The organism is Pseudoalteromonas sp. SR45-6, assembly GCF_014163545.1.
GTDB classification, from domain to species: Bacteria; Pseudomonadota; Gammaproteobacteria; order Enterobacterales; family Alteromonadaceae; genus Pseudoalteromonas; species Pseudoalteromonas rhizosphaerae.
The window spans coordinates 1-26,354 of the sequence record NZ_JACJDM010000028.1 but is presented as its reverse complement, the minus strand read 5'-3'; the positions used below and the strand labels follow the sequence as shown (position 1 = coordinate 26,354).

Here is a 26,354-nt window from a genome sequence, read left to right as displayed (position 1 = left end):
TACTAAATTAACACTTTCTTAAAACGGCCATGAAACTGGCCGTTTCACTACTTTATTGATATTTGATATTCGTATATTTCTCCTATACCTACAGACCTACCTTGTTTCTTTTTAGGAAAGTCATAAATAGCACCAACTTGCTTTTGTCTGGTGTTTTTTGGAACATTATTTATCAAAAAGATAGCAGCAGCTAAAGCTGCTGGTTTAGTTCCCATCGAAGCAATTACCATCCTATCATACCCCTTGTGGAGAGCTTCTAGAACTTTGTTTAACTCATATGGATTTGTAGCGGGATAGGAATGTAGTCTAGTTTTAATTGATTCAAAATGGTCTAGATGACGTAATATTGAACGATTTTCCCAGCCGGGATTAAATGCTGGAATTCCTATCATTGCATGCATATTGCTAAACGAGGCGCCATCATCCTCTTCCAGTGCCTGCCCTAAGCGGTGATTTTCAAATCCTAATATGGCTACTAAATGGGATTTCATTTGCTCTTGGCTATTTAATGCGAATAAAGGCAATCCAACAAATTTTTGATTCGACTCACTGAGTAAAAACTCCGAAGTTTCTTTGATATGAGAAGGAGAATCCGAATATTCGTCTGGCTCTATATATGAAATTGCTATTTCAGTAACGTTTTGCTGTTTACTTAAAGCATCAATTAAATAAAGTATTTCACTAAAATCTAATGACGTAGCTTCTATTAAGATCGCTGGTGATTCACAATTACTTATTAAACTATTTAAAAATGTTCCAAGCTCAAGTAGTCGTATATCTTTATTTCCAATAGATAAGCTGTATTTATCGATAGCAATACTTACTTCTAACACCTTGCTTTTATTTGAATGCTTTTCGATCTCATCGGCTATTTGAGTTGTTCTGTCATCTATTGGACTACCCTTAAAAATTAAGTTGTAGACTTTATCTTGTTGAAAGTAATCAGCAATAGAATTGAGTTGTTTTATTTTTTTTATAGTTACCATGACAAGTTATACTGAGAATTAATTTCAATTGCCGATTCATCGACTTCGGATTCATTAACATTCAACTTCTTTCTATATAATTCGTATAAGTCATTAAACTTCTCATCACTTTCTAGAAATATGGTTTTTAGTTGATAAGGGGATAATTTAATTTTTCGTTTCTTCCTGTAGCTAATACCAAAGTGACAAGATAAAACTGGGTGTAAAAGATAATCTATATGTTCAATATCTGTATCAGTTTTATTTTTTGTACTCTTATTGGCTATCAATACTGACCAAACAAGTGCTTCATTAAGAAGTTTTTGGACTTCTCCATCTAGTAATGAAACATCGGTAGTTTCAATGGAAAAGTGGTTTACCTCAGGCTCACTTTGAGATTTTCTTTTTTGATGCAAAGAAAAAATAATCCCTAATCTATGAGCAATTTTCTGAAGGTGTTTACCGTATGAGCCTGAATTTACAATTTTGCCTAATTGATTTGTACTAGTGACTAAGGTAGCTTTTGATTGAATTTGAACAGGTACCGGCTCAAAATCAATATTTCCACGTCCTTGAATGGATTCAACTTTAATAAGTGATTGGAAACATAACTCTAGAAAGTGTCTTAAGTTTCCCTTCGACATCAATATAAAAGAGGAAAAACCAGCGTAAACAGGACAAATTTTTTGAGGGACTGCGTTGTATAGGTATATTAATACTCCAACTAGATTGTTTTGTATCCAATTCTGATATTTGGCATTTTGACCTTTGCTTATAAGTAAATCGAATTCTTTCTTGAGGTCTTTTGGATTTATCCTGGTTCTGTGTAACAAAGCGCCATTTACTAATGATGCTTCAGGGAATTTATGGTTAATGAAATCATCTGCTTGAAGACTTTCTTCTTGTTTACTTACTAATCCTTCTTTTATTAACGAAGAAACCAACTTGTTTTTGAGTGCTCTATCATTCAATACTTCTATAGAAATATTAGAATGAGAGTCACTAGGAAATAACTTTCCAACAGCTTCTTTTATTTGTTTTTGATATTTAGCATCTTTTCTTATCTCTAAAGAAGATAAATCTGAATAAGCCTGAATCAAATCTTCAAATTCTGAAATATTCAAACTTTCGAATAATTTCAGTAATAGTAGTTCAGAAGCAAGTACCTCGAAATTCTTTGGGTTGTCAGGATCGAAATACAGCTGCTCTACATCGATCAACCTGTAGTCGTCTCTTTCTTCTAGCTTCTCTTGGCTTACTGTAGAGTATGAAACATCTGCAAATTTTTTATATGCGATACTAAAAAGCAAAGGCTTTTCGCCATGCTTTAACCAAGTGTTAATAATTCTTTGTTGAGGCTCTGTTAAATTTTCAAATTCGTCGATAAATATGTGAAATATAGAGTTTCCGAAGTCACTTATATTTTGCTGCAACTTGGAGACTAGTAACAATACTGTTTGCTTTAAATCTAAATTAAATGGTGGAATTTCAGTAGATGGAAGCCTAATCCAATTGCTTAGTTCGAAAAGTACTTCTTGAAAGTCGTCTTCACATTCTATTAGTGGCTTTTCTTCAATACTTAAGGCTTTTTGTATGGAGCTAGGTAAAAGAAAGCTGCTAAGAGCGTCCTTGAGAGGTACATTTTTGATATTGCTATTACATATGTTCTGAAAAAGTTTCGAAAATTCAATCAATACGGTCGCTGAAATAAAACTATTAAAACCACCTTCCCAGTACTTACCCAGCCATTCTGCCTTTATATTTTGAGTGAAAGTTGTATCAGGTCTCCAATGAATTCCAATGAAATCAAGAGCATCACTATCAATAATATCTCTTCTAGGGCTGAATGCAGTGGCATGACAATGATATTTTAAAAACATTGTCTTTCCTGTGCCTCTGCCACCAACAATTACCGCTGCTTTCTTCTTTTCTCTTAGCGATATTTTCCTAAAATCAAGTGGTAAGACGAATTGCCCCCATAAATCTTCAGGCAATTCTTCAGCTCTATTTTTAGCAAAAACTTCTAATATAGATTGATCTTGATTACTCATCTTTTAGCCAACCTTGTCCAATTTTCGTCTCCATACCAAATAGCTGAAATATTATTATTTGGTGTTGAGTCTTTGAATAAATATGTCAAAGCCAATTCTCCTTTACCTAAGTAATTATCAGAGTCTATTTTGAACTGACGGTTATCACACAGCGTTTTGAAGAAAGACAGGAATTCTATATGCTGAGTGGCATTGCCAATTTCAAGCAATTTGTTTTTAGCTGAAAATAAGCTATGTAGCTCAGTTAAAATCTCAATGGGTTTTATATCAATATTTGGATATGATTTTTGAATTCGTTCGATTCCACTCTTATGGGCAGCTAGGGGGCAGTAGAGGATGTTGTAGCCCAATTGATTAACATTGTATTTCTTTACAAATGTCTCGAATTGTTCTCCAGTGCCAATAACGTCATCAAAAATGATTAACGTATTTATCTTTGGGTTTTTCACCATCTGGCTAAGACTTTGACAACCAACCCCCAAATCACTATCAAAGAAATGCCTTTTCAGCTCCCTAAAAATTGTAGCTCCACTTTTAGCTGGTTTGTTATCAATAGCCTCAACAGTTGTAAACCTAAATGGTAATACACCTCTTGAACCTGATTGATTTAATAATCTTAACCATGAGTCGATAGACTCAATTTCATAAATACCTTTTTCTTCCAAATAATTTGGGATGATGATATGAAAAAGCTGTGCTCCAAATGTTTTAATTGCTGAAGAATTTCTGTAGATAAGTGAATTTAATAATACAGCGGCAAAGTACTTTTCTTCTTCACTTAAGAAATTATTTATCCATGCTGATAGTTCATGTTCCTCTATATTATCCCAATAATTATATTCAATGAGCTTTTTCGAAGCTTCAAAGATACGCTCAGAGATAATGCCACAATCATCGGGAAGTTTAACAGTCATAATATAATCGGGAGTCCCTTTAAATCGGCTAATGTTATATGTCTTGCACCAACTCCCTTAGAGATTGATTGCAGCCAACTTCGACCAAAGTTTGAATTTAACGTATTTAAAACAGAGTGTTGATGCTGCTTTTCGATTCGTATTAGTATTGTGCAATCTGAAATAAGAAAAGCCCCAGTTTTTACAAAGCCAATTTTTCCTAGCGCCCTTGTACCAACTCTAGACACTACAATATCTCCAGTTTTTGCGTCATTGCACAAACTAGAAATGTTCTTATTACGAAACTCTGTATAGTTGTTATTAAGATGTGTTGTGTGAATATATGGTTTGTTTTGACTTCTTAACTGCTTATGAGTCCACCTCCCCCGAAGCAATTGAGCGCCTAAATCTTCTAAACTACAACTTTTAATGCTAGCTGCCTTATTCCAATAAGAATAATCCGCTCGATTAATGAACTGCTCTTTACTTATATATATTTGCTGAGATTGGTTTTCGTAATGTTTAAGTTTTACTTTATAGTTATTTTTTAATACTTTGTTTTTTACAGTAAGGATGTGAGTGTGGGCCTCTGTGCCCTCAAACTTCTTATTTCCCAATTGTACAATGCTGATTATATTGTACTGACTAATTAAAATTTCTCTGAATTTTCTAAATCTATTATTAGTCAACAGGCTGTCAGGAATTATATAACTGATAACCCCACCCACTTTAACTAACTGGATCCCTATTATTAAAAATAATAATGCCGAAGGAATCTTTTGGTAATTCAGATCTAAACCAAATTTACTAAAAATATTTTTAATATAATTAGTCTGCTCAATATTATTAAATGGAGGATTTCCAAGTACTAAGTCAAATCTACTTGTGCTAAGAATCTTCCCTAATTGAGAGGTGGATGAGTCTAGATGATGGCAATGTATAGTAGTGTTTGAGTGCTGATTTGTAATATTACTTTCATCTATATCACACCCGACCAATTTAGCACCTTCATATATTTTACTAGCGGAATGCAACAATGAGCCTTCTCCCATACACAAATCGATAATAGTGTTAGGCGACATAGGAGGCAGGTTTTTGATTAAAAAGTCTCCAATATTTTCACAGGTATAATATTGAGCCAAAAGCTTTTTTTTGTTCATATGTGGCTGCTCAATTTGGTTACTTGTCATCTCTTTTAAACACTTTTGATAGAGGCGAGAGTGATGATATCACACGAATTTGAAAAATAGACTAGCACTCTCAGGGCTATTACTTATTCCACATCTCACATCGAAAGTAAACTATACACATAATTTCATAACTATTGGAGGTAAAAAAGTCTATCAAACAGCACTCGCAACAACATAAATGTTGTTTTTTCATCACAAAGTGTTAACTAGGTAAAGTATTAATTAGACATCCATCTTAATGTATTGATTAAATAATCAACAGTAGAGGGCTGTTGATAACTATCATGCTTGGGCTACAACTCATTCGCTCAGGATTTGTTAAAGTTAGAACTGATCTATCATTGAAATATATAAGTTTAAGACATGTAGTATGGAGTCGTGTCTTTTTTGCCTTTAATCGAATAGGATTTCAATCACTGCAATTTTGCTTATTTTAATGAAAGCCATAACTAAAGCATCAAACTAAAGCGTTTTAGTTTTGATACAAAGCTTGGTAGTTTTTGTCTTTGTAAACAGGCTAAAAACTCTTCTTGCGTCATGGGTGGCTTTTTCAATGAACTTCGCTGTTGTTGGGCGGCTTTTACGCATGCGCTACTGTCTAGTTCGAACATATCACATAAAAATTCATCGGGGTGGATCGCTGTTAAACCGAGCTGCTCAAGTTCTTGTGTTGGGAAATCTTTTAAATTAAAAGTAATAATCGATTCTGCTTGGCCTTTAATGGCTGCTGCAACTACATGTCTATCATCTTGGTCGGGTAAGCATAGTCCGTTAATTAAAGGCTCATAGCCTTCAACTAAACAATCAGGAACGTTAGCATTCATGAGCGTTTTGATTCTTTCAAGTGCTTTATGCTCAATACTTGGGTTGTTCTTAAGTAGGTTACGAGTCCATTCATCATGTATTTGCTCTGTCCATCGAGCTCGGAATAAACCTGTATTGGCTAAATACATCAAATAGCTACGAAGTGGTGCAGGGTACATAACACATGCATCTAAGATTACCGTATATGATGACATTAATAGCCCATATCCATTTCTTGATCTAAAGCTGATAATTCAGCAAGTGATGCTAAACGTTGCTCTTCTAAGCACTGTTTATATTGCATAAGATCGGCAAAAGCGACTTTCCTTCGATTCCCCGTGCGAGTAAATGGGATTTCTTGTGAATCAAGGAGTTTTATAAATGTTGGGCGTGACATATTCAGCATATCAGCACCTTCTTGCGTTGTTAGCTCAGCATGAATAGGGGTGATGCTAACGGAGTTACCTTGCCCTAATTGAGTAAGCACTTCGATCATCATATTTAATGCGCTTGCAGGAATCGTTACTTCATGAGATTTACCTAGTTGATCAACCACATTAATTCTTTGCGCCTCGCCATTGGCTTGTATAACAGCTGATAGCTCTTGGCTACCAAGCTTAGCGAGTGCTATTTCTTCAGCGCTGGGTAATTTAGTAGCTGTGTTCATTTTTTCTCTCTTACATTGACGAGTACAAATTGTACAATGCAGTAAGTATCCGAAATATTCGCAATAAAGTCAACATTCGAAATATTCGAAAACAAAACTAAAGACGATAAACAGTACCAACCTGCTTGCAACTTGTAGCTCGAAACTTCTAGCCATTACTTAAAATACCTAGTTCTCATTTCACAATTAATAAAAGGCAATTAATGCGCTTTTTTTATGCTTAAAACTCTGTTAGCTTAAATAACTCATTATTCTCTAAGGGATTAGTCATGCGTTTATTTGCTGCCATTTGTTTTATTTTTAGTTCACTGAGTGCTTTTGCACAATCGGATACGAAACAGCAACGTGCTGATTACTCTGTGCATACACATACCTTTAAGTCGGCTGTTTTAAACGAACAGCGCACAGTTGTAGTTCAGTTGCCTAAAAGCTATCAATCTGAGCCAAATAAGGTATATCCAGTTATTTATCGCTTAGATGGAGCGGGTAATATACCGCTTGCTAGTGCTGTTATTGAGCGTTTACAAAATGATAATCGTGCGCCTGAGGTTATTATTGTCGCTATTGAAAACACCAATCGACTCAGAGATATGTATCCTACCGTGAACAAGGAGCCACAGGGCCCAGTTGGTGAAGGGGGCGGTGCTGCAAAGTTTTTAGCGTTCTTTGAACAAGAGCTCATTCCTTTAGTTAATAAGAATTATCGTACGCATAATTATAAAGTGATTTCTGGCGCATCTGCGGGTGGTGTATTTGCGTTATATGCGTTGCAGGCCAAATCTGAGTTATTCCAAGCGCATATTGCTTATAGCCCTGCAGTTTGGTGGAACTATGGCGCATCGGTAAAAAGCACAAAGTCGTTTATAGCTAAAACGAAAGAGCTTAACAGTTACGTTTACATCAATATTGGCGAAGAAGCCGGCATCATGCGCGAAAGGTACGATGAATTGCAGCAAGCTATACAATCGCATAAAGTGCAGGGGCTACGCTTCTTTAGTGATGCGTTTGATGGTGTGTCGCATAACCTGACTTCCGTTGCTGGGGCATTTAATGCCTATCACAACTTATTTTTACCTAAACAAATGCCAATCAGTGCTTTAACTGACGATGTAGCGTCTATTGATGCTTATTATCAAAACTTATCTCAACAATGGGGTGAGCAGATATCGCCCCCAGATCGCGCTGTTAGATCACTCGGTTATAACTTAACGGGCAGCAAGCAGTTTACCCGTGCTATTGAGGTGTTTAAGTACAATATAAAAAACCACCCCAAATCAGTCGATGCGCTTTCAGCTTTATCTTATGGCTATGAAATACAAGGTGATACTCGCCAAGCTCTTGAAAAGGTGGAATCTGCTTTAGCGATTGCAGACGGCTCATACCCTTATGTAGATTACTTACAAGATACACGCATTCGGCTAGAAGCTCAGCTTAATAAAAACCTGTAATACAAGCAGGTACTTAATTTTTCGATATTTTATCGATAAAAAGTCCTATTATGCATCCAGTAGTTCTAAATGATTTTTTAAATTTTCAACGTTAAGTTATGAGCTAAGCTATCGCGACGATATTTACTCGGGGTCTGATTAAATAATTTCTTAAATGCGTAAATGTAAGCTGAATCAGAGGTATAGCCTAACTCTAATGCAATATCTTGAATCGACCTCTTTGAATCCAAAAGTTGTAAAGATAAAACGAGTCTTATATTTTGCCGCCACAATGAGAAAGATTGATTAAATTCTTTTGCGCAAACTCTCGATAAAGTGCGTTCTGATGCCCCTACTTTTTTAGCCCATTCTTTTAGCGTGAATGACAAATCAGGTTGTTGCTTGAGTTGTTTGAAAATTGCTAGCAGGCGTTTATCGGTTGGCAGTAATAAGGGGATGTCATAACTATTAGCCATGACAGTTTGATCTCTGAGCACGAGTAATAAATGAGTAATATTAGATTCTGATTGTTGGCTCATTTCATTTTCAAACAAGAGCAATATGAGCTGTTTAATGAATGGCGTTACAAGGCAAGATTTAGCTTCACTTGCATACTCCACCCATACATCAGGATTAAGATAAACGGCTAAAAATTCAGTATTTGTAACTGCTACAGATTTATGAGACGTGTTTGCGGGTATGTATAGCATTGCATTATGAGGCACGATTATGCTTTTACCACCAATGCTTGATTGTAGTAAACCTTTAAATGGGAACACTATTTGATGCCATGGGTGTGAGTGAAAATCATCAACGTAACCAGCAGGCATATGAATTGTTTTTGTTATTAGCTGTTTATGAGTATAACTTTGGATTAGCTCGTTAGCTTGCATGGTGGCGGTTTATCGATGTTTTGTGTCTGTTAGTATAAAACGCATAGCTCTGATTTGGTATATCATCGTGAGCCTCTGTTATTTAAAAGGCAAAAAAATGCATATTCACTTTATTATCCATGAGTATTTTGAAGCGCCAGGTGCATACGAAACTTGGGCTAGAATGCAGGGTTATACTATTAGTTATTCTAAGGTGTATGAAGGTAGCCCTCTGTTAGATGCGATTAAAGATATTGATATTTTAATTGTAATGGGTGGCCCTCAAAGTCCTAATACAACAATTGAACAATGCCCTTATTTTGATGCAAAAGGTGAGCAAGCCCTAATCTTAAAAGCGATTGCTGCTGGGAAAATTGTACTTGGCGTTTGTTTAGGGGCTCAGTTGATTGGTGAAGCATTAGGTGCTCATTATGAACATAGTCCTGAGCGTGAGATTGGTAAATTTCCAATTACTTTAACACCAGCAGGTTTAGTGCACCCCTTGTTTGAGCACTTCGATAAAGTGTTAGAAGTCGGTCATTGGCACAATGATATGCCGGGGCTGACACCTGATGCAAAGATCATCGCATATAGCGAGGGCTGCCCAAGGCAAATCGTTGCTTATAATGAGCGAGTATTTGGTTTTCAATGTCATATGGAGCTAACTAAAGAGGTTGTAGCCTTGCTAATTGAGCATGATGATCTTAGTGAAACTGCAAAATACCGCTTTGTTGAGGAGCCAGAAGTATTACTTGCTCATGACTATGATGCTATGAACCAAAAGATCTATTTATTTTTAGATAAATTAGTAAATACCTATTAGCTCAAAAGTATGTGCTGCGCTGCCTGTTTCTATCGTTTTTCTCTAACCTGAAGTCAGATAGAGTTACTTTAGCCGTCGTGCTATGGTTTTTATCTAGCTAAATCAATGAACAACGTCGCTTCGTTCTAACTAGTGGGTCGAATATTTTCATCAAAGCCATTTTTAAAACCACTAACCCCTACAGAGTAGCTAATAAACGTGCCAGAAATACAGGCTTTTTTCGTCATGGCTACAATGTATATATGGCGATATCTGTCTAGCAAAATGATTTAGGTGAAGTACCCAAAATAAGTCCTAAACTAATAAGTAAGTCAGCCGATACAGAAATACTTGAATGCAGAACAACTAAAAAGGAACTTTTATGACAATCAATTTTAATATTCATCAAGCGGTAAGTCTTACTACTATAAATCAGCCCAAAACGCAGATAGCCCCTCAGCAGCAAGTGACAGATACTGATGCTAAAATAGAGGCTGAGGCTGAGGCTGAGGCAGAGCCAGAAGCGATTGCTGCATTTACTGGCGAAGCACAAAAAAGCTCACCCTATAGTGCGCTGCTTAATCCTGAAGGCTTTGATTTTAGTAATATGTCGATCAATGAATTTAAAGGGATAGTCGATGCGGTGAGAAAACTTGAGTCGGATACACAAAGAGCAAGCGGTAACACAGAAAGCCTCAGAGGAACATTTTGGGGGGATGTTATGGATGTAAAGGGCTCTCTTGAAGGGATCAACTTCCAGAACAGAGGTTTTTCTTCAAGTGATAAAATCGATATAACAGCATTTTTTGAACTTGGTGTTAAGGAAGCACAACAAATGCGAAAAGAGCACCCTCGCTCTTTTAGTAAAGTTGTTGGATATGCGCGGTCTTCTTTGTCAACGGTAGAAAAATTAACCTCAGAATCTTTTATTAAAGAATATCAAGCAAAGGCCGTTGAGTTCTTAAAAAGCCAAGATACCCCATTGATAAAAACGCAGGCCTAGCATTGGTGTGAGCTTGTATGTCTTATTTTAAAGTAAATTAGCAAAAATGAACCGGGATCAACCAAAGCCGGCAGTTGTAAAAGAGGCATACTTTGGATACGTCGCAGCTCAACTATTGACCGAAAAAAGATATTTAGCTAGAATCCGCACTATTCAATTTTATAGTTATCTGTAATGTTTTACATCTTATTCAAGAACTTTGTCAGGAGGCTTTGCTCCGCGCACTATCACGATGAAGTGTTGCTCGGAGCTTGATGTTTTCTGAATCTTCATCAGGTATAACGTGATCCCTCTAAAATAAGGGAGGGGTAGTTGTATCTGATCATTACAGAAAAAGGCCGACGATGAACTTCATCGTCGGCCTTTTTTGTTTTTGATGGTTAGAAAAAATCATAAACAAAGTTTCGATGATTCTTGAAACGAGGGGCCGGTATGTCATATACCGCCCCTCGTTTTTTTGGTGTAAAAACAATGAGTTTATTAAATTTAAAAAGTGTTACTTACCACATTGGTGATAAAGCTTTATATCAAAATGCTGAGTTTACTCTTTTAGCTGGTGAGCATGTTGGTGTAACCGGTGCAAATGGTGTAGGTAAAAGCACCCTACTTAAACTGCTTCAAGCAGAGTTATTACCTGATGAGGGCGATATTATTTGGCAACCTGCAATTAAAATTGGCTATCTTGATCAGCATGCTCAAATGAATGATTTGCTCTCGGTATATGATTATTTTCGAACAGCATTTTCTGAGCTGTATTTACTCGAAGCGCAAATGTTAGATATTTATGCTTGCTCAAAAAAAAGTACTCAGCAAAGCCAGCTTAATCGAGCTGCAATGATCCAGACAAAGTTAGAAAGTCAGTCATTTTATGTGATCGATAATAAAATTAATGCTATGGCTGAAGGGCTCGGGATCACGGCATTTGGAATGCAGACTCAACTTGCTAAATTAAGTGGTGGACAGCGTCATAAGGTGATGTTGGCGAGGATATTATTACTTTTACCTGATGTGCTTTTGTTGGATGAGCCTACTAACTATTTAGATGTTATACATATTAAGTGGCTAACAGAGTACTTAAATGAGTTTGAAGGTGCGTTTATGGTGGTTTCACACGATCAAGCCTTCTTGAATAGTATCGCAACTAATATATGCGATATAGATAGACAAACTATCCGAAAATACAAAGGTAATGTGGCAAAGTCTATGGCTCAGAAAGCCAATGATGATGCGGCTTATATTAAGCAATACCAAGCTCAAAAAAAGCATATCGATAAGTTGGAGCTGTTCATTGCAAAAAATGGAGCTGGAGTGAATGCCAGCATTGCTAATGGGCGCAAAAAACAACTAACACGTATCGAACGGCTGGTGCCTCCTAAGCAAAATAAGCCAATAACGTTTATGTTTAGAAGCTCAACCTCTAATGCGCAAGAGATGCTTAAAACATTGGATCTGGTAATTGGTTACTCTAGGCCATTATTGCCAGCGATTTCTCTTACTATTATGCGTGGCGAAAAAGTGGTGATTACAGGTTTTAATGGTATTGGTAAATCAACGTTATTAAAAACCTTAGTCGGAGAATTAGCACCATTATCGGGAGTGATTGCATTATCACCTGTTTTGCAGTTGGGTTATTTTGAGCAAGAGTTGTATTGGTCTTATCCTGAAGCGACACCGGTAAATTTGCTCAAATCGGTGTGCGATGGGTTGGATGATAAGACCGCAAGAGAGCAGCTTGCGCGTTTTGGTGTGGCGGGGAAATTAGCAATACAGCCCATTGAATCGCTAAGTGGTGGTGAGCAAACTAAAGTAAAGCTATGTTGTTTAGCATTAAAACCGACTAATTTATTAGTGCTTGATGAACCGACAACACATTTAGATATGGAAGTAAAAGCTGCACTTAAACAAGCCTTGATGGAATACACTGGAACAGTGATTATCGTTTCACACGAGCAGAGCTTTGTTGCTGATTGGCCAGACCGAATAGTGGACATTCAATCTATTATTAATACCCAATATGCAGAAGTAGTGAAAGGTTAAATGCTATGTTATTAAAAATATTATTATTCTTTATTGCTTTTTTAGTGGGCGCGGATGAACTGATGCTAGGGCCAATCTTGATTCCAATCGGTAACGATTTAGGAGTTGAGCCAGAGCGGGTCACTTTATTTATTACAGCTTACAGTGTGGCTTTGGCAATGGTTGCACCTGTATTGGGAGCATTATCTGATCGCCATGGTCGTTTGTGGGTGCTATTACCTGCGGCATTGCTATTTGGTGCTGCGTCGATTGCGACCGGATTAGTAGATACATTTGAATGGGGATTAACGACCCGAGTACTTACAGGGCTTGCCAGTGCAGGTATGCTACCTATTGCCTTTGCAATTGCCGCTGATTCTTCAGGTGCAGATGCTGTAAAACGGATTGCTTGGGTTCAAGCTGGCCTTACTCTGGGCATGATAGCGAGCCCTGCAGTGGGAGCTATTTTAGCTGAATGGCTTTCTTGGCGCGCTGCATTTATCGTTCTTGGAGTTTGTGCTTGGTGTGTAGCTGCTTTACTTGGAATACTAGCTGCTAACAAATTACCAGTTGAAAAGGTGAGTCCACAAAACATAAGTAAAGAGCAACCTGTTAAAATATGGGCGATTCCAGGTGCGGCAGGCGCCTTGCTTGCTATGTGCTTTGGTCTCGGTGGCGGTATTGGTTTGTTTAATCTTATTGGCCAGCACTTACGTGACAGCTTAAATGTATCAATGTGTTTAGTGGGGAGCTTATATGCCATTTTGGGGGTAATAAGTGTGATTGGCAATATGTTGATGCCCCGTTTGATGCAGCGTTTTGGCAATGGACGTCAAATAATGAGAGTTGCTTTGATTGTATGTTTGCTTGTTAGTGTCGGGTTTTATTCTTATCCCACAGAGCATTGGGCTATTCTGCTTTTGTTGTTAGCGTTTTGGTCGATGGCAGGTGGGATCGGATCGCCGGCCTTACAAAGCTATATCGCTGAATTATCGGTAACTCATCGTGGCGTATTAATGTCTATGGGAATCACCATGATGCATATTGGTGTCGCTATTTGGTCTGGAATCGCAGGGTTTGCTTACAGTTTTGGAGCAATAGGAATGGTAATTCTTGCTACCTTATTATTCGGAATGGCCATTGTCGTGTTGCGCCCTATTAGCAAAGCCCAAAAGTAAGCATGATATTCGCTGGAGTTAACATAAATAAAGATCAATAAACTTAATCCAGCTCCGCTCTAAAGGGGCTGGAATTTCAAATTACTGGCTTACAGATTTTATTTTGCAACAAAGCTTGGGAACATAGCCAAATACTTTGTTTAAAAAGATTATTCTAAACATAATAATAAAAGCGCGGGATAAATCCGAGTTTACAAAAATCACAAACCTGCTCGTAATTTGTAGCTCGAAGCGCTCAGCTGTTACCTAAACTACATTTAAATCACTAATCTCTACTTAACGGGCAATAAATACGCTAAAATTGCAGGCTATTTTTAGTAATGAGCCCGCACCTTTTATGACCTCAGCCGCAAATCCTAGTAATTTCAACGAACTTGGCCTTATCCCAGAGCTAATTGCTCGATTGTCTGATCTTGAATACACCCAGCCTACGCCGATTCAGGCAAAAGCAATTCCAAGTATTTTGGCGGGCAGTGACTTAATTGCAGGGGCGAATACCGGCTCAGGTAAAACAGCAACGTTTGCATTGCCTATATTACAAAAACTCTTTTTAGAGCAAGGTGCTAAAAAAGCTGCTAGCAAAGGTAATTTTGTAACAGGGCTGATTTTAGTGCCAACGCGAGAGCTGGCAACGCAGGTGGCTGATAGTGTTAAGTCGTATTCTGCAAATTTTAATGGCGCAATAAAAACCGTTGCGGTGTTTGGTGGGGTGTCGGTTAATACGCAAATGCAGGCATTACGTGGCGGCGCCGATATTATCGTGGCAACCCCTGGGCGGTTACTTGATTTGATTTCAAGTAATGCGATTAAGCTCGATAGAGTCAGCACCTTAGTGCTTGATGAAGCCGATCGCTTATTAAGCTTAGGCTTTACCGAAGAGTTGGCTAGTTTATTAGCGCTTATGCCTGCTAAAAAGCAAACCATGTTGTTTTCTGCGACTTTCCCAGAGCAAGTTAAGCAATTAACCCAAGAGCTGTTAACTAATCCGGTTGAAATACAAGTTCAAAACAAAGACGAAAGCACTTTAGTACAGCGTGTGTTTACCGTAAATAAAGGTGAAAAAACCACGGTTTTAGCGCATTTAATTAAACAGCAGCAATGGCGCCAAGCACTGATTTTTGTAAACGCTAAAAAAGATTGTGAGCACTTAGCCAGTAAGCTCGAAAAACGTGGCGTTAACGCGCAAGTATTCCATGGCGATAAAGGCCAAAGTGAACGTACTCGGGTAATCGAAAAGTTTAAAGATGGCGAAATAGAAATACTAATAGCCACGGATATTGCCGCCCGTGGTTTAGATATTGCCAAACTGCCAGTAGTGATTAACTTTAACTTACCGCGTAGCCCTGCTGATTACATGCACCGCATTGGCCGAAGTGGCCGTGCTGGTGAAGTAGGTTTAGCGTTATCACTGATTGATTATGAAGACTTTCATCACTTTAAAATTATCGAAAAGAAAAACAAACTACGCCTAGAGCGTGAAGAAGTAACAGGCTTTGCCGTAAACCAAGCCAACCTTGATGCCGCCGAGGCGCTTAAAAATGACAAGCCAATGGCCAAGCCTGAAGGTACTGGTAAGAAAAAGAACAGAAATAAAGCCGATGATATAGATGATGTATGGAGCGGCTGGCGAGGCAAAGGTAAGTAATGCCAAAATAGTTAAATACATAAGCATAAGTGGGTAAGCTACTGTTGCTTATGTATGGCCTTTAATTGCTGGAGTTCTTTACATCTGCTAATGCAAAAAGTTATTATTAGCGTTTATTGACGAAACATTGCATTTAAGGTGAGTAGTAGACCTTGGCTTCATTTCCTTTTCAAACCTTAGCACAAGCCGTTGAGACTTATTATGGTGAGCTTGTAAAACACATTCGCTTGCGTGCGGGTTCTGTTGACGTTGCAGAGGAAGTCGTTCAGGAAACATGGCTACGTGCTGTTAATACGCATATTGAGTTACCCAGTAACCCAAAAGCTTACTTATATCGCATGGCTAGTAATCTGCTGGTAGATCAATTTCGTCAACAACAAACAGCCCAGCAGTGGCAAGCGCAAATAGTGTCGCCTCAAGAGCAAAGGCAATGTGAGCAAGTGGCTTGCCCTTCCCCTACACATACTGATGTATTAATTTCTAAACAACAACTGGCTGTATTAGAGCAGGCCATAGCCGAATTACCAGACAAATGCCGAGAAGTATTTATACTGTATCGCAGGCAAGGACTAACAATGCGAGAAATATCGCAGATATTGGGTATCAGTATTAAAACGGTTGAAAAGCACATTGCAAAAGCTATGGTTCATTGTCGTCAATGCTTGCGAGAGGCGGGGCGACAGGTTTGAGTTTTTTTATTTATTCACCCATTTTAACGATTTTTAACTACGCATTTATCAAGTTGGTCAACCAAGTAAAAGTTATTTTTATAATAAACTTTCTGATTGGTATTTGCTTTTTGTTAAGTTGTATTTTTGTAAGGCTTAATCAGTATGGTTGAGATGGCAAGTAAGTATACAGCTGAGATACCGGAGGCTATCTTAGAGCAAGCTTCAGTATGGCATGCCCGCATGCACGACAGTGATCTTCAAGAATCACAAGGCTGTCAGTTAAAAGCACAGTTCAATACTTGGCTACTTGCAGACCCTTTACATCGGGTAGCATACGATGATATGAGTTCGTTATGGGATGTACTGACGCACTCGGAACTATCTGAAAACGATTTAATATTAGAGCCAACCGTTCAAAAAACCTTCATTAAGCGTGTATCACGGCCATTTTATGCAGCCGTTGCAAGTGTTGCGCTTTTTGTTGCTATAGCAGGTGTTGGTTGGCAACAAAACTGGCCGCTGCGCTTACAAAGTGACTATTACAGTAACGTTGGTGAGCAAAAAGTTGTGCAACTGGATGATAATAGCGAAATTATCCTTAATACTAATAGCGCAATTAAAGTTAATTATACCAAACAGTTACGGGAAGTGGTATTGCTTCAAGGCGAGGCTAGATTTAATGTTGCTAAAAATAGTGAACGCCCTTTTGTGGTAAATACAACACAAGGGACGGTCACTGTTACTGGCACTCAATTTAATGTTAGTTTGTATAGCGACTCAGCCACTGTCAGTCTGTTTGAAGGAAGCGTTGCACTGACGTCGAATCAAGCTAGAAAACTTAGGAAAAACTTATCTGCAAATCAACAAGCTAAGCTTTTTTCAACGGGCATTGGCGCCGTTAGTGAATTTGATGCAGCAGTGGTTAATGCTTGGCAGCGTGGGCAGCTTGTTTTTTACAGCGCTGCGCTTAGTGAGGTTGTTGCTAAACTGAATCGTTATCGTAAAGGGAAAATAATTATTACTGATGATTCAGTTAATAATTTGCAGATTAGTGGTGTGTTTTCTATTAATGACCCCGATGCTGCGTTGGAAATGATCACTGAAACCTTAGCGTTAAAACAAACTCGCCTAACTGATTATTTAGTCATGTTGCACTAAAGAACCTGAACTTCGAATAATAAATTTATCTCCGGCTTGAGAGTAAAACGAATATTAATACAATAAATTAATGTGTGAGTGAATAACTTGACTAAAGATCAGGTTAAATAAGCGTTAGTTTTTCTCCTCTTTCTTACCTTTCAAATAGCGCACACCCTAGTTAAATTCTTTCTGGCTGTAATAGCTGCATAATTTTTTTTAACCGCACTGGGGGAAAGTGTGAGTGAGATACGTCTTAATTGTAGGTGTAAATTATTCGTATTACTTTTACTAAAGGGCGCTTAATGGATTTTCGTGTTAATAAACGTATTGGGTTGTTTTCAATACTAACCTTGGCGTTCATAGCCAGTCATTCACTGCAGGCTAATACTGCAGTTAAACCGCAAGTTGAAAATACTGCTCACCAGCACGCAGCACGCTATCAATTTGATCTTGAAGCTAAAGTATTGTCAAAGGCTATTACTGATTTTTCTGCTATTACTAACGTTCAGGTTTTATACACGGGGATACCGACAGCACAGTATATGTCTGCTGAAGTTAAAGGTGATTTGACCCCAGCTCAAGCGCTTAATGTTTTATTGTCTGGCACTAATATACGTTACCGGTTTGTCACTACAAATGCGGTAACGTTAGAGAAAGTAAAGGCCAAAACTAACAGTCAGCCGTTGTCTTTAGGGCCAATAACGGTAACGACTGCTGCAGGATATTCTCAAGAAATCAAAAATTCACCGGCAAGTATTAGCGTGCTTTCAAATGATACTCTGGAAAAGCGCCCGTTTAGTTCTTTACAAGATATTACTAATGAAGTGCCAGGTGTTAACGTTGTTGGCTCAGGTGCTAATAGTGGTATATCAATTAGGGGCATGCCTAAAGGGTACACATTGGTATTGGTTGACGGAAAACGCGTTCGCTCAGAAACAGCTAACCCAAGAGAATTAAATAATGAAGATCTAGATAGCAGTTTCATACCACCGGTATCAGTTATTGACCGTGTTGAGGTTGTTCGCGGGCCAATGAGCTCGCTATATGGTAGTGATGCTATGGGTGGGGTAATTAATATTATTACCAAAAAAACGCCTGAAAAATGGGGCGGCAGCGTAGGGTATGGCTTTCAAGCGCCTGATAGTGGTGTGATGTCGAATAAACGCCAAGCGGATTTTTACTTATCTGGGCCGATTATTAAAAACACTATGGGTGTTTCTTTATGGGGTAGTGAAATACTGCAAGATGAGGATAAATATTTAGGCGGTTACCAAGAATCTCAAAAGCGTACTTTAGGCGGTAAGTTAAACCTTATAGCCAATCAAGATACCGATTTAACATTTGATTTTTCAACCTCAAAGCAGCGTTATACCAGCAATCCTGGTGGCGTGTTAAAACAAACAAGTCGGTCCGCTGTTGATCGAGAGTGGACACGAGACTCTTGGGGTATAACCTACAATAAGCGTTTTGAGCTGGGTGATTTAGAAGTCAAATATTACCAAGAAAGTTATGAAAGATATCGTTATCCAAAAACTTACGAATTTACCACAAGTTCGGAAAATAAAGTTGCCGATGCGCGCTTTTTAACCGGTTTTGGTCGTCACCTTATAACTACGGGTTTGCAGTGGACTAACGATGAACAAGCCAATAGTGATTTGGGCGGAGGTCATTCAGGTAGTTTTGGCACAAGAAAGGTCACTGATTGGGCTATTTTTACTGAAGATGAGTGGGAGCTTATTAGCCAAAAGTTATATTTAACGTTAGGCGCTCGATTAACTGACAATGAATTTTTTGGCAAACATACTTCCCCACGTGCTTATTTTGTTTTTAATTATAGTGAAAACTTAACTTTTAAAGGCGGTATTGCAACGGGCTATAAAAGTCCAAAAATCACTCAAATTGATGAAACTACGGGCTCATCACGCGGCGGCGGTAATGATCAATTTGTGATCATGGGTAATCCAAACTTAAAACCAGAAAAAAGCACCAACTATGAGGTTAGTGCTATGTATAACAACAATAAAAACCTGAGTTTTGGCACAACTTTTTTCTACAACGATTTCACCAATAAAATACTCAGCACGCAATCTTACTACTTTAGTGATGGCAATGACGGCGTTATTGCAGCGTATTGCGACTCTGGGAGTGTCGGTTCGCAGGAATGTCCAGCTTGGGCTACGTGGCTTAATGCTGATGGAGCAACAATTCAAGGTATTGAGTTAGAGGGAAATTGGGATATAGCTGAAAAGTTGGCGCTGAAAATTAACTATACCTATACCGATTCTTCCATAGATGCCAGTAATGTTGTTATTAATACACCTGCAGGCGCGCGCCCTTTTGGCGATACTCTGGCGCAATTAGATGGTAATTCGTTAGTTGGTGTTCCTGATCACACCGGTTCCGTTGTCCTTAATTATTATCCAACCGATAAGTTATCTAGTTACATAAGAGCGAATTATGAAGGGCAAATTACCCGAGTTGATTTTGATCGTAACTCGGTTGATAAAAGTGAAAAAGATTTAGCGACTTTAGATATTGGATTGAGTTATGACGTTAATAAGTGGCTTAGTCTAAATTTCACAATTGATAATTTTACAGATGCAAAGCGTTTTAAAGTACGTGAAGACACTGGCGCTTTTAGGTTTTCAGAGCGTGGACGTAGTTACTTCATGAACATGAAAGTGTTGTTTTGATTACGGCTTATAGCGAATTGGAAAAATGATTATGGCTGTAAGCTTTTTAAACACTCCATCTTTTTTATTGAATATGCCATGTGACGTTACTTGCACATTAACAACGACATGGTTTAGAGACTGGTTGATTAATTGGTCTTGCGCATGAGTAGAAAAGCAGTAAACGCAAAGCTTAACATACGAGTAAGAATGGGTCCTGTTCATACATGGGTGGGGCTGATTTTAAGTGGGCTTATTTTTGCAATATTTTGGACTGGCACTTTGTCTGTATTTGACAAAGAAATAGACCGCTGGATGATGCCAGATACTCGCATTAACTTAATGAAAGTGACATCTTCGTTATCGGTAGATAAAGATATTATTCAGCCATTGAGTGAGCAGCAAAATGGAGCTGCTTACTGGACAATTGTGTTACCGCGTGAGCGTATACCATATGTAATCAAAGCGGCTTCATATAAAAAGCCTCGTCGCCATGTTCGGGAGTATTTTCATCCAGTTACGCTTGCACCATTAACAAAAGCGAATAGACCTAATGCTAGTAGTTTTATTTACCCTTTTCATCATAACTTGACGCTGCGTAAAGATGATTTAGGTGCATGGCTGGTAGGGGTTGCAAGTATTGCAATGCTCTGTCTGTTAGTTTCAGGCATTGTTATTCATCGGCGAATATTTACCGATTTTTTTTCTTTACGTTTATTTCGTAAGTTCAGCAGAGCTAATTTAGATCTGCACAATTTAACTGGTGTTGTGTTACTACCATTTACTCTTGTTATAACTTTGTCAGGGTTGATTATTGTACAACAAGTCTATTTTCCTCAATTAATTAGTCGCGTTTATCAGCAAGCTATTAGTGTTGAGAATAGTAATAAGGTCGCGAATGAAAAAGATGCTCAGCGTTTATTTTCAGCAAAGGTGCTAGGTCATATTCGTGAGTCTGCCAGCGGAGAAAAAGGCCATTTTGCCTCCATTGAACAGATGATTTCAGAGGCTGAATCAGATTGGGGTAAAGGAGGTGTTTATTTAGTACGAGTAAATCATCCTGGTGATACTAATAGCTCTGTTGTGTTTAGAAGACATAGCGATGATTCGGTTACAAAAAGTAATGATCATAAGCGTTTTAATACTATGACAGGAGAGCCAAAAGGGTCATTTACTGGCTCGCAAGCTGTTGGCATTTGGAACTTTATAAGTGGCATGCACTATATCCAATTTGATCATTGGCCACTTCGTTGGTTGTATTTTTTTGCTGGTTTAGGTAGCTGTTTATTAATTGCTACGGGCTTAGTGCATTGGACCACCGCGAGTAATAAAAATAACCTAAACCCTCCTCTCAATGTCGCTCTAATGAATGCACATAATATTGCGGTTATAACCGGCATTATTGCTGCAACAGGTGTGTTTTTACTTACTAACAGAGTAAGGGATATATCCCCATATTTGGATGCTGTTATGGGAGATAAAGCTGAAATATATGCATTTTTCAGCGTTTGGTTACTTAGCTTGTTGCATGCTTTGCTAAGTGTTTTACAAGATAGATCATATGGATACTTAAGGGCTTGGACACAGCAATGTGGATTTATTGCTGTTGTTGCTGTTTTTGCCGTTATTTTAAACTGGGTGGGAACAGGGGATGGCCTTATTAAAACAGTGTTTACAGATACTTACTGGCCTGTAGCGGCTACAGACTTGGTGCTACTAATCTCGGCTGCCAGTGCTTTTTGGACTAGCGTAAAGTTACGAGCTCATTATCAAGAGAGGTTTTGAAGAATTTTATGATGCACATCGGATTAATCGCGTCGTTTGTCTGTGCCTATGTTGGTTTTAGTTGTTGGGCTATTAGTCAAACTCAGCATTGGCGTACTGTTATTGGTGGACCCTTTCCAAATCAAGGTACGGTCAGAGCACAGCGTTTTATTGGAATTTTTATGGTGGCATTGTCATTAATTTTAGCGGTGTTTAATGATGGCTTTAGTTTTGGCGCGTTGGTATGGGTTTTAATATTAAGTTTGGCGGCGACTTTAGTCGCATTTTCTTTGGTGTGGTGCCCACGTTTATTGGGCTATATCAACAAAGTTATATCGTACTTTTATTTTGATAACACAGTGGAAAAAACCAATAAACCGTAATGTTATTTTTATTTTTAGGTGAAAAAAATGGTCGTAAAAGGCTCAGTGTTAACTGATCTAAATAATCGCGTTAATCACACTATGGCTGTTTATAAATGGCTTTATAGTATCAGTATGGTGGTGCATTCAATTGTTATTTGCTTGCTTTGTTATATTAGCAGCTCGCAGCTTGTCAATATTACGGGGGCAGTACTTTTTCATTTAGGTATGGTGTGGACTGATGCTGTTGTTGTTGCAAGTATGACAGGCTTTATCTACTTACCGGTTATTTTAATGTGGGCTTTTTCTCGCGGAAATACGTTATTAACCTGGGTAAATGTGATCGGCTTTACGGGTATAACCTTTGTTGCAGCTTGGTTAGCTGGGGCGTTGGTATGAAAACCGGGTTTAGATTTAACATGAGTGTCTTGCATACTTGGGCTGGGTTGCTGTTAAGTGGTTTACTGTTTGCTATTTTTTGGACCGGCACGCTATCAGTATTCGATAAAGAAATAGATCGCTGGATGATGCCGCAAACGCGAATTAATATGGATACAGCACCTAAATTATCCGTTGATCGCGATATTGTTCCTCTACTCAATACTCTCTCTGAGGGAGCTACGGCATGGAGTATCGTACTACCTTCTGAGCGCAAGCCCTTTTTAGCGTTGGGTTATGATACCAAAGAGTCACATATAGCTAAGCGAAATAGTTTTCACCCTGTGACGTTAGAGCAGCTTCCTGCATCGAATACGCGAGGTGCAAGTCGCTTTATTTATCCATTTCACCATAATCTTACGTTACGCAAAGGCAATATTGGTGCTTGGCTGGTGGGTATTGCAAGCATTGGCATGTTGTGCCTTTTAGTCTCAGGAATAGTGATACATCGTAGATTATTTACTGATTTCTTTTCCTTTAGAGTGTGGCGTAGTTTTAGCCGAGGTAACCTTGATGCGCATAACCTAACCGGCGTTGTACTATTACCTTTCACCTTAGTTATTACTTTGTCAGGATTAATGATTGCGCACTTAATTTATTTTCCTAAAGCGCCCGATGCCGTATATGAGCAAATGCACCCTCAAGCAGTACATACTCAGAAAACTCCAGCTAAGGAAATTACGCGCTCACGCCAAAAAATCGATAGTAAAAGTAAAGCTCCTAAAGCCAAAGAAGGCGCAGGTAATTCGCCTGCAAGGCGGCGTTTTATTGGTGAGTCACAAGGGCGAGTTACCCCTAAAGCGTCCGGCGAATTTGCAACGATAACATCTATAGACCCTTTAATTACTGCCACTGAGGAAGAGCTGGGGCATGGTGCTGTTTATATGGTGCGGGTAAGTAATCCTGCGGATGCAGAAGGTGTGATTGCGCTTCGCTTAAGTGGTGACAAAAGTGTGGCACAAAATATGGATAACCGACGGTTCTCTGTTGCAACAGGTGCAGAGCTAGAGCACTTCGAGTCGTCTTCCGTTACTAATGTGTTTAATTTTGTAGCGGGTATGCATTATGTGCAGTTTGATCATTGGCCATTACGCTGGTTTTACTTTGTTGCAGGGCTTGGGGGATGTGTTTTGATAGCCACTGGACTATTACATTGGACACAGGCACGCAATCAAAAACATGACGGCACACGTTTTAGCATCTTTTTTATGAATGTACATAACCTGAGCGCAGTTATGGGCATTATTATCGCAACGGGGGCTTTTTTAGTAGCTAATCGACTATTTAATAACTCAGTGCAATTTGCAGGTGTTTTAGTCCGTGACCTTGAAGTATATGTGTTTTTTAGTGTGTGGATGTGTTGTTTATTTCATGGCGTGATCAGAGTGCTCATAAATAAGCGCAGTGGTTATATCAAGGCATGGACTGAGCAATGTTGGGCAGTAGCTTTTATTGCCATTGCAGCGGTTTTATTGAACTGGCTCACCACCGGAGACCACATAATTAAAACTTTATTTACAGATGCTTACTGGCCAGTTGCAACAATTGACTTGTTGCTAATTAGTAGTGCTGCACTCGCAATTTTTGCAGCGCGAAAGTTATCAGCCAATCTCGAATTAAATATCGGTAGTTAAGTAGTTGTAATCATTCTTGCTTGCCTAGCGGTAGGTAAATAAAAAATTGATAAAATTAAAAGTTGAGGCAGTTGATGAAATTAAAATTCTTTTTGATCATATTTGTACTATTTATATTTCCATTTACCTGTTCATCTCAGGAGTCAGCCAGTGTAGATAATAGCCAAGTTATTTCCGCAATTAATAATGAAACTAGTGTCAGTGAGGCTGCACCTTTAGAGTTTGATTCAGCTTTAGCTGATATAACAAAAGATGTGGGAGAAAATAAAATAGCTGATGCTGAAGTTATGAGCGCACCCTCTTGGTACAAAACGACTATAGAGCTTTTAAACACAGGGGGAGCAGTCGTATACATACTGTTGTTGATGTCGGTAATCGCATTAACCATTGTTTTAATAAAGCTTATACAGTTTCAAAAAGCACATATTTGGCAACGGCAATTCGCAAAGCGTGTACTTGTTTTATGGCAGCAAGGAAAATGTGAAGATGCACTTAATTTAGCTAATAGACATCCAAACCCAATAACTCTTGCAATGGCGCGTGCGTTTAGGGGGATTACACACAATGTTGCCGAGCCTGCGGTACGTGAAGACGTTCTTAGGTTTGGTAGTGATACGCTGTTTCGCTTAAGACGTGGCTTTCGTCCATTAGAAGTGATTGCTTCTTTGTCGCCATTGCTTGGTCTATTAGGTACTGTGTTGGGTATGATTTCTGCGTTTCAGCAACTAGAAGATGCAGGTAATAAAGTGAACCCAGCTATTTTATCCGGTGGTATTTGGGAGGCGCTACTAACTACGGCTGTGGGGTTATGTGTGGCTATACCTGTGGTGGCATTATTAAATTATTTAGAGCGCCAAGTAGACCACTTAGCCCACGAAATGGACAACTTATTAACACAAGTATTTATTACTGACTTGTCGCAGCAGGGATGTGAAGCTTTATATCAGGGCAACGCACAGCAAAAGAGTGTAGTGTTTTCGCAGGTCAACACGATGCAGGCTGAGCATGCAAAAAGCGTATAATCAATTTCCAACACTATCAGCTAAACAAGCAAAACGAAAAACGTTGGTGAGCCTGACGCCGCTAATTGACGTGGTATTTATTTTGCTCATATTTTTTATGTTAGCTTCGAGCTTTACAAAATGGCATAGCGTTGAAGTAAATAGTAGCAGTAATACAGGGGGGTCTTTAAAAACAGATTTACCCCCGTTTTTAGTGCAAGTTGCCACCGATAAATTGTTACTTAACAACAACGAAATTGCGCTAAGTAGTTTGTTAAAGAAAGCCAAAGTAAAGCCGAGTGAACAAGCAATAATTCTACAACCTTTAGGTGACACTCCGGTGCAGGCATTGATCGACATTTTAGATGTATTAAGTGAGCAAAGAATAGCGCCTCTACAGCTAGTTCAAGACCCAACATGGCAGGTAAATAATCAAACTGAGATAAGCGCCAATATGCCTTTGGAGTTACATTAATGCATTTCCCTGAGCGACGACCTGATCAAACAGAAGAACGTATTTTACCGCTAATTAATTTAGTCTTTTTATTACTTATTTTTTTTATGATCGCAGGCAGTTTAAGCGCAACAGAGCCATTTGATATTACTCCTCCCACTTCGAGTAGTGAAACAGCAAAAGATGCAGAGACAATTGTTGTGTTAATGAATAAGAAAGGTCATTTTGCTCTAGATAATCAGCCGTTATCAGAGCCGGATTTACTTGCCAAGATTACAGATATTATTAAGCGTAGTCCTAACACTGTGATCACTATAAAAGCTGATGCAGATCTTGTTGGAAATCATCTAGTAAGCTTTACACATGGCTTATATAGTATAGGTGTCAAAAAATTACAATTATTGACTGAGCAGGCGCAGCAATGAAAGATACAGCTTTAAAGTTAGGTGTATGGGCTTGGTCTGGTGCAATTTTACTTGCAGCTTTAGTACATTTAATTATATTTTTTTTAATTTTTTATTCGCCATCCATTGCCTTGCAAAATAGTACGCAAGCTAGTGCTAAATTAGGAATAGAGATTTCGTTAGGGCCACAGTATATTGAAAAAAATGACCTGATTAGCTCCTCGGTAAGCACTGAAAATAAAGAAAAGACCGAGCCTAAACCGGAGCCTAAACCAGAGCCTAAACCGGAGCATAAACCGGA

At 38.6% G+C, this 26,354-nt stretch carries 24 protein-coding genes; 17 read left to right on the top strand and 7 right to left on the bottom strand.

Annotated features, from left to right (window positions below; genetic code table 11):
- Positions 1 to 47 precede the first annotated feature (47 nt).
- The 6 genes from H5158_RS12900 to H5158_RS12875 form a co-directional block, all read right to left on the bottom strand.
- Positions 48 to 986 (bottom strand): hypothetical protein, encoded by a 939-nt coding sequence (locus H5158_RS12900; protein WP_182740161.1) that lies wholly within the window; start codon positions 984 to 986, stop codon positions 48 to 50.
- Positions 980 to 3,016 carry a hypothetical protein gene (locus H5158_RS12895; RefSeq protein WP_182740160.1) on the bottom strand — a complete coding sequence of 679 codons (2,037 nt, stop codon included), beginning with the start codon at positions 3,014 to 3,016 and terminating at the stop codon, positions 980 to 982. The genes H5158_RS12900 and H5158_RS12895 overlap by 7 nt, the downstream gene beginning before the upstream one ends.
- Positions 3,013 to 3,930 carry a hypothetical protein gene (locus H5158_RS12890; RefSeq protein WP_182740159.1) on the bottom strand — a complete coding sequence of 306 codons (918 nt, stop codon included), beginning with the start codon at positions 3,928 to 3,930 and terminating at the stop codon, positions 3,013 to 3,015. Before H5158_RS12890 ends, H5158_RS12895 begins: the two co-directional genes overlap by 4 nt.
- Complete coding sequence (locus H5158_RS12885; protein ID WP_182740158.1) at positions 3,927 to 5,069, bottom strand: Eco57I restriction-modification methylase domain-containing protein; 1,143 nt, start codon at positions 5,067 to 5,069, stop codon at positions 3,927 to 3,929. Before H5158_RS12885 ends, H5158_RS12890 begins: the two co-directional genes overlap by 4 nt.
- 479 nt (positions 5,070 to 5,548) lie before the next feature.
- Complete coding sequence (locus tag H5158_RS12880; protein ID WP_182740157.1) at positions 5,549 to 6,118, bottom strand: PIN domain-containing protein; 570 nt, start codon at positions 6,116 to 6,118, stop codon at positions 5,549 to 5,551.
- Positions 6,118 to 6,570 (bottom strand): excisionase family DNA-binding protein, encoded by a 453-nt coding sequence (locus tag H5158_RS12875; protein ID WP_182740156.1) that lies wholly within the window; start codon positions 6,568 to 6,570, stop codon positions 6,118 to 6,120. Before H5158_RS12875 ends, H5158_RS12880 begins: the two co-directional genes overlap by 1 nt.
- 269 nt (positions 6,571 to 6,839) lie before the next feature.
- On the opposite strand from H5158_RS12875, the gene H5158_RS12870 reads away from it, so the two are divergent.
- Positions 6,840 to 8,018, top strand: a complete 1,179-nt coding sequence (locus H5158_RS12870) for an alpha/beta hydrolase-fold protein (protein ID WP_182740155.1) — start codon at positions 6,840 to 6,842, stop codon at positions 8,016 to 8,018.
- A gap of 77 nt (positions 8,019 to 8,095) precedes the next feature.
- Here H5158_RS12870 and H5158_RS12865 read toward each other — a convergent pair whose 3' ends face one another.
- Positions 8,096 to 8,776: an AraC family transcriptional regulator gene (locus tag H5158_RS12865; RefSeq protein WP_310736703.1), complete on the bottom strand. Its 681-nt coding sequence runs from the start codon at positions 8,774 to 8,776 to the stop codon at positions 8,096 to 8,098.
- Positions 8,777 to 8,987: 211 nt separating this feature from the next.
- Between H5158_RS12865 and H5158_RS12860 the strand changes: the two genes are divergently transcribed.
- The 16 genes from H5158_RS12860 to H5158_RS12785 all read left to right on the top strand — a co-directional run.
- On the top strand, positions 8,988 to 9,692 hold the full coding sequence (locus H5158_RS12860; protein WP_064435637.1) for a type 1 glutamine amidotransferase: 705 nt from the start codon (positions 8,988 to 8,990) through the stop codon (positions 9,690 to 9,692).
- Positions 9,693 to 10,053: 361 nt separating this feature from the next.
- Entirely contained in the window at positions 10,054 to 10,674 is a 621-nt protein-coding gene (locus H5158_RS12855) for a hypothetical protein (RefSeq protein ID WP_182740153.1), read from the top strand.
- 432 nt (positions 10,675 to 11,106) lie between these two features.
- Positions 11,107 to 12,711 carry an ABC-F family ATP-binding cassette domain-containing protein gene (locus H5158_RS12850; RefSeq protein WP_259399445.1) on the top strand — a complete coding sequence of 535 codons (1,605 nt, stop codon included), beginning with the start codon at positions 11,107 to 11,109 and terminating at the stop codon, positions 12,709 to 12,711.
- 5 nt (positions 12,712 to 12,716) lie between these two features.
- Positions 12,717 to 13,868 carry an MFS transporter gene (locus H5158_RS12845; RefSeq protein ID WP_182740152.1) on the top strand — a complete coding sequence of 384 codons (1,152 nt, stop codon included), beginning with the start codon at positions 12,717 to 12,719 and terminating at the stop codon, positions 13,866 to 13,868.
- Between the two features lie 337 nt (positions 13,869 to 14,205).
- Entirely contained in the window at positions 14,206 to 15,513 is a 1,308-nt protein-coding gene (locus H5158_RS12840; protein WP_182740151.1) for a DEAD/DEAH box helicase, read from the top strand.
- A 152-nt stretch (positions 15,514 to 15,665) separates the two neighbouring features.
- On the top strand, positions 15,666 to 16,202 hold the full coding sequence (locus tag H5158_RS12835; protein ID WP_182718829.1) for an RNA polymerase sigma factor: 537 nt from the start codon (positions 15,666 to 15,668) through the stop codon (positions 16,200 to 16,202).
- Positions 16,203 to 16,346: 144 nt separating this feature from the next.
- A complete protein-coding gene (locus tag H5158_RS12830; protein WP_182718830.1) occupies positions 16,347 to 17,342 on the top strand; it encodes a FecR family protein in 996 nt (331 codons plus the stop codon).
- A gap of 284 nt (positions 17,343 to 17,626) precedes the next feature.
- Positions 17,627 to 20,017 (top strand): TonB-dependent receptor, encoded by a 2,391-nt coding sequence (locus tag H5158_RS12825; protein WP_182718831.1) that lies wholly within the window; start codon positions 17,627 to 17,629, stop codon positions 20,015 to 20,017.
- A 144-nt stretch (positions 20,018 to 20,161) separates the two neighbouring features.
- The gene (locus H5158_RS12820; protein ID WP_182740150.1) at positions 20,162 to 21,781 is read left to right on the top strand and encodes a PepSY domain-containing protein; all 1,620 of its coding nucleotides are present in this window, start codon (positions 20,162 to 20,164) and stop codon (positions 21,779 to 21,781) included.
- Positions 21,782 to 21,789: 8 nt separating this feature from the next.
- Positions 21,790 to 22,143, top strand: a complete 354-nt coding sequence (locus tag H5158_RS12815) for a DUF3325 family protein (RefSeq protein ID WP_182719659.1) — start codon at positions 21,790 to 21,792, stop codon at positions 22,141 to 22,143.
- A gap of 27 nt (positions 22,144 to 22,170) precedes the next feature.
- The gene (locus H5158_RS12810; RefSeq protein ID WP_182719658.1) at positions 22,171 to 22,521 is read left to right on the top strand and encodes a hypothetical protein; all 351 of its coding nucleotides are present in this window, start codon (positions 22,171 to 22,173) and stop codon (positions 22,519 to 22,521) included.
- Positions 22,518 to 24,194 carry a PepSY domain-containing protein gene (locus H5158_RS12805; protein ID WP_182740149.1) on the top strand — a complete coding sequence of 559 codons (1,677 nt, stop codon included), beginning with the start codon at positions 22,518 to 22,520 and terminating at the stop codon, positions 24,192 to 24,194. The genes H5158_RS12810 and H5158_RS12805 overlap by 4 nt, the downstream gene beginning before the upstream one ends.
- A gap of 74 nt (positions 24,195 to 24,268) precedes the next feature.
- Positions 24,269 to 25,216: a MotA/TolQ/ExbB proton channel family protein gene (locus H5158_RS12800; RefSeq protein WP_182740148.1), complete on the top strand. Its 948-nt coding sequence runs from the start codon at positions 24,269 to 24,271 to the stop codon at positions 25,214 to 25,216.
- Positions 25,200 to 25,670, top strand: a complete 471-nt coding sequence (locus H5158_RS12795; protein WP_182719655.1) for a biopolymer transporter ExbD — start codon at positions 25,200 to 25,202, stop codon at positions 25,668 to 25,670. Before H5158_RS12800 ends, H5158_RS12795 begins: the two co-directional genes overlap by 17 nt.
- Positions 25,670 to 26,074, top strand: coding sequence for a biopolymer transporter ExbD (locus H5158_RS12790; RefSeq protein WP_182719654.1), 405 nt, complete (start codon positions 25,670 to 25,672; stop codon positions 26,072 to 26,074). Before H5158_RS12795 ends, H5158_RS12790 begins: the two co-directional genes overlap by 1 nt.
- Positions 26,071 to 26,354: hypothetical protein (locus H5158_RS12785; protein ID WP_259399444.1), on the top strand; the 284-nt coding region annotated here is incomplete at its 3' end. The genes H5158_RS12790 and H5158_RS12785, both read left to right, overlap by 4 nt.

Excerpts from the sequence above, each read along its gene's own strand:
- H5158_RS12900 (WP_182740161.1), bottom strand. The coding sequence starts at position 986 with ATGGTAACTATAAAAAAAATAAAACAACTCAATTCTATTGCTGATTAC.
- H5158_RS12895 (WP_182740160.1), bottom strand. The coding sequence starts at position 3,016 with ATGAGTAATCAAGATCAATCTATATTAGAAGTTTTTGCTAAAAATAGA.
- H5158_RS12890 (WP_182740159.1), bottom strand. The coding sequence starts at position 3,930 with ATGACTGTTAAACTTCCCGATGATTGTGGCATTATCTCTGAGCGTATC.
- H5158_RS12885 (WP_182740158.1), bottom strand. The coding sequence starts at position 5,069 with ATGAACAAAAAAAAGCTTTTGGCTCAATATTATACCTGTGAAAATATT.
- H5158_RS12880 (WP_182740157.1), bottom strand. The coding sequence starts at position 6,118 with ATGTCATCATATACGGTAATCTTAGATGCATGTGTTATGTACCCTGCA.
- H5158_RS12875 (WP_182740156.1), bottom strand. The coding sequence starts at position 6,570 with ATGAACACAGCTACTAAATTACCCAGCGCTGAAGAAATAGCACTCGCT.
- H5158_RS12870 (WP_182740155.1), top strand. The coding sequence starts at position 6,840 with ATGCGTTTATTTGCTGCCATTTGTTTTATTTTTAGTTCACTGAGTGCT.
- H5158_RS12860 (WP_064435637.1), top strand. The coding sequence starts at position 8,988 with ATGCATATTCACTTTATTATCCATGAGTATTTTGAAGCGCCAGGTGCA.
- H5158_RS12855 (WP_182740153.1), top strand. The coding sequence starts at position 10,054 with ATGACAATCAATTTTAATATTCATCAAGCGGTAAGTCTTACTACTATA.
- H5158_RS12850 (WP_259399445.1), top strand. The coding sequence starts at position 11,107 with ATGTCATATACCGCCCCTCGTTTTTTTGGTGTAAAAACAATGAGTTTA.
- H5158_RS12845 (WP_182740152.1), top strand. The coding sequence starts at position 12,717 with ATGTTATTAAAAATATTATTATTCTTTATTGCTTTTTTAGTGGGCGCG.
- H5158_RS12840 (WP_182740151.1), top strand. The coding sequence starts at position 14,206 with ATGACCTCAGCCGCAAATCCTAGTAATTTCAACGAACTTGGCCTTATC.
- H5158_RS12830 (WP_182718830.1), top strand. The coding sequence starts at position 16,347 with ATGGTTGAGATGGCAAGTAAGTATACAGCTGAGATACCGGAGGCTATC.
- H5158_RS12825 (WP_182718831.1), top strand. The coding sequence starts at position 17,627 with ATGGATTTTCGTGTTAATAAACGTATTGGGTTGTTTTCAATACTAACC.
- H5158_RS12820 (WP_182740150.1), top strand. The coding sequence starts at position 20,162 with ATGAGTAGAAAAGCAGTAAACGCAAAGCTTAACATACGAGTAAGAATG.
- H5158_RS12815 (WP_182719659.1), top strand. The coding sequence starts at position 21,790 with ATGATGCACATCGGATTAATCGCGTCGTTTGTCTGTGCCTATGTTGGT.
- H5158_RS12810 (WP_182719658.1), top strand. The coding sequence starts at position 22,171 with ATGGTCGTAAAAGGCTCAGTGTTAACTGATCTAAATAATCGCGTTAAT.
- H5158_RS12805 (WP_182740149.1), top strand. The coding sequence starts at position 22,518 with ATGAAAACCGGGTTTAGATTTAACATGAGTGTCTTGCATACTTGGGCT.
- H5158_RS12800 (WP_182740148.1), top strand. The coding sequence starts at position 24,269 with ATGAAATTAAAATTCTTTTTGATCATATTTGTACTATTTATATTTCCA.
- H5158_RS12795 (WP_182719655.1), top strand. The coding sequence starts at position 25,200 with ATGCAAAAAGCGTATAATCAATTTCCAACACTATCAGCTAAACAAGCA.
- H5158_RS12790 (WP_182719654.1), top strand. The coding sequence starts at position 25,670 with ATGCATTTCCCTGAGCGACGACCTGATCAAACAGAAGAACGTATTTTA.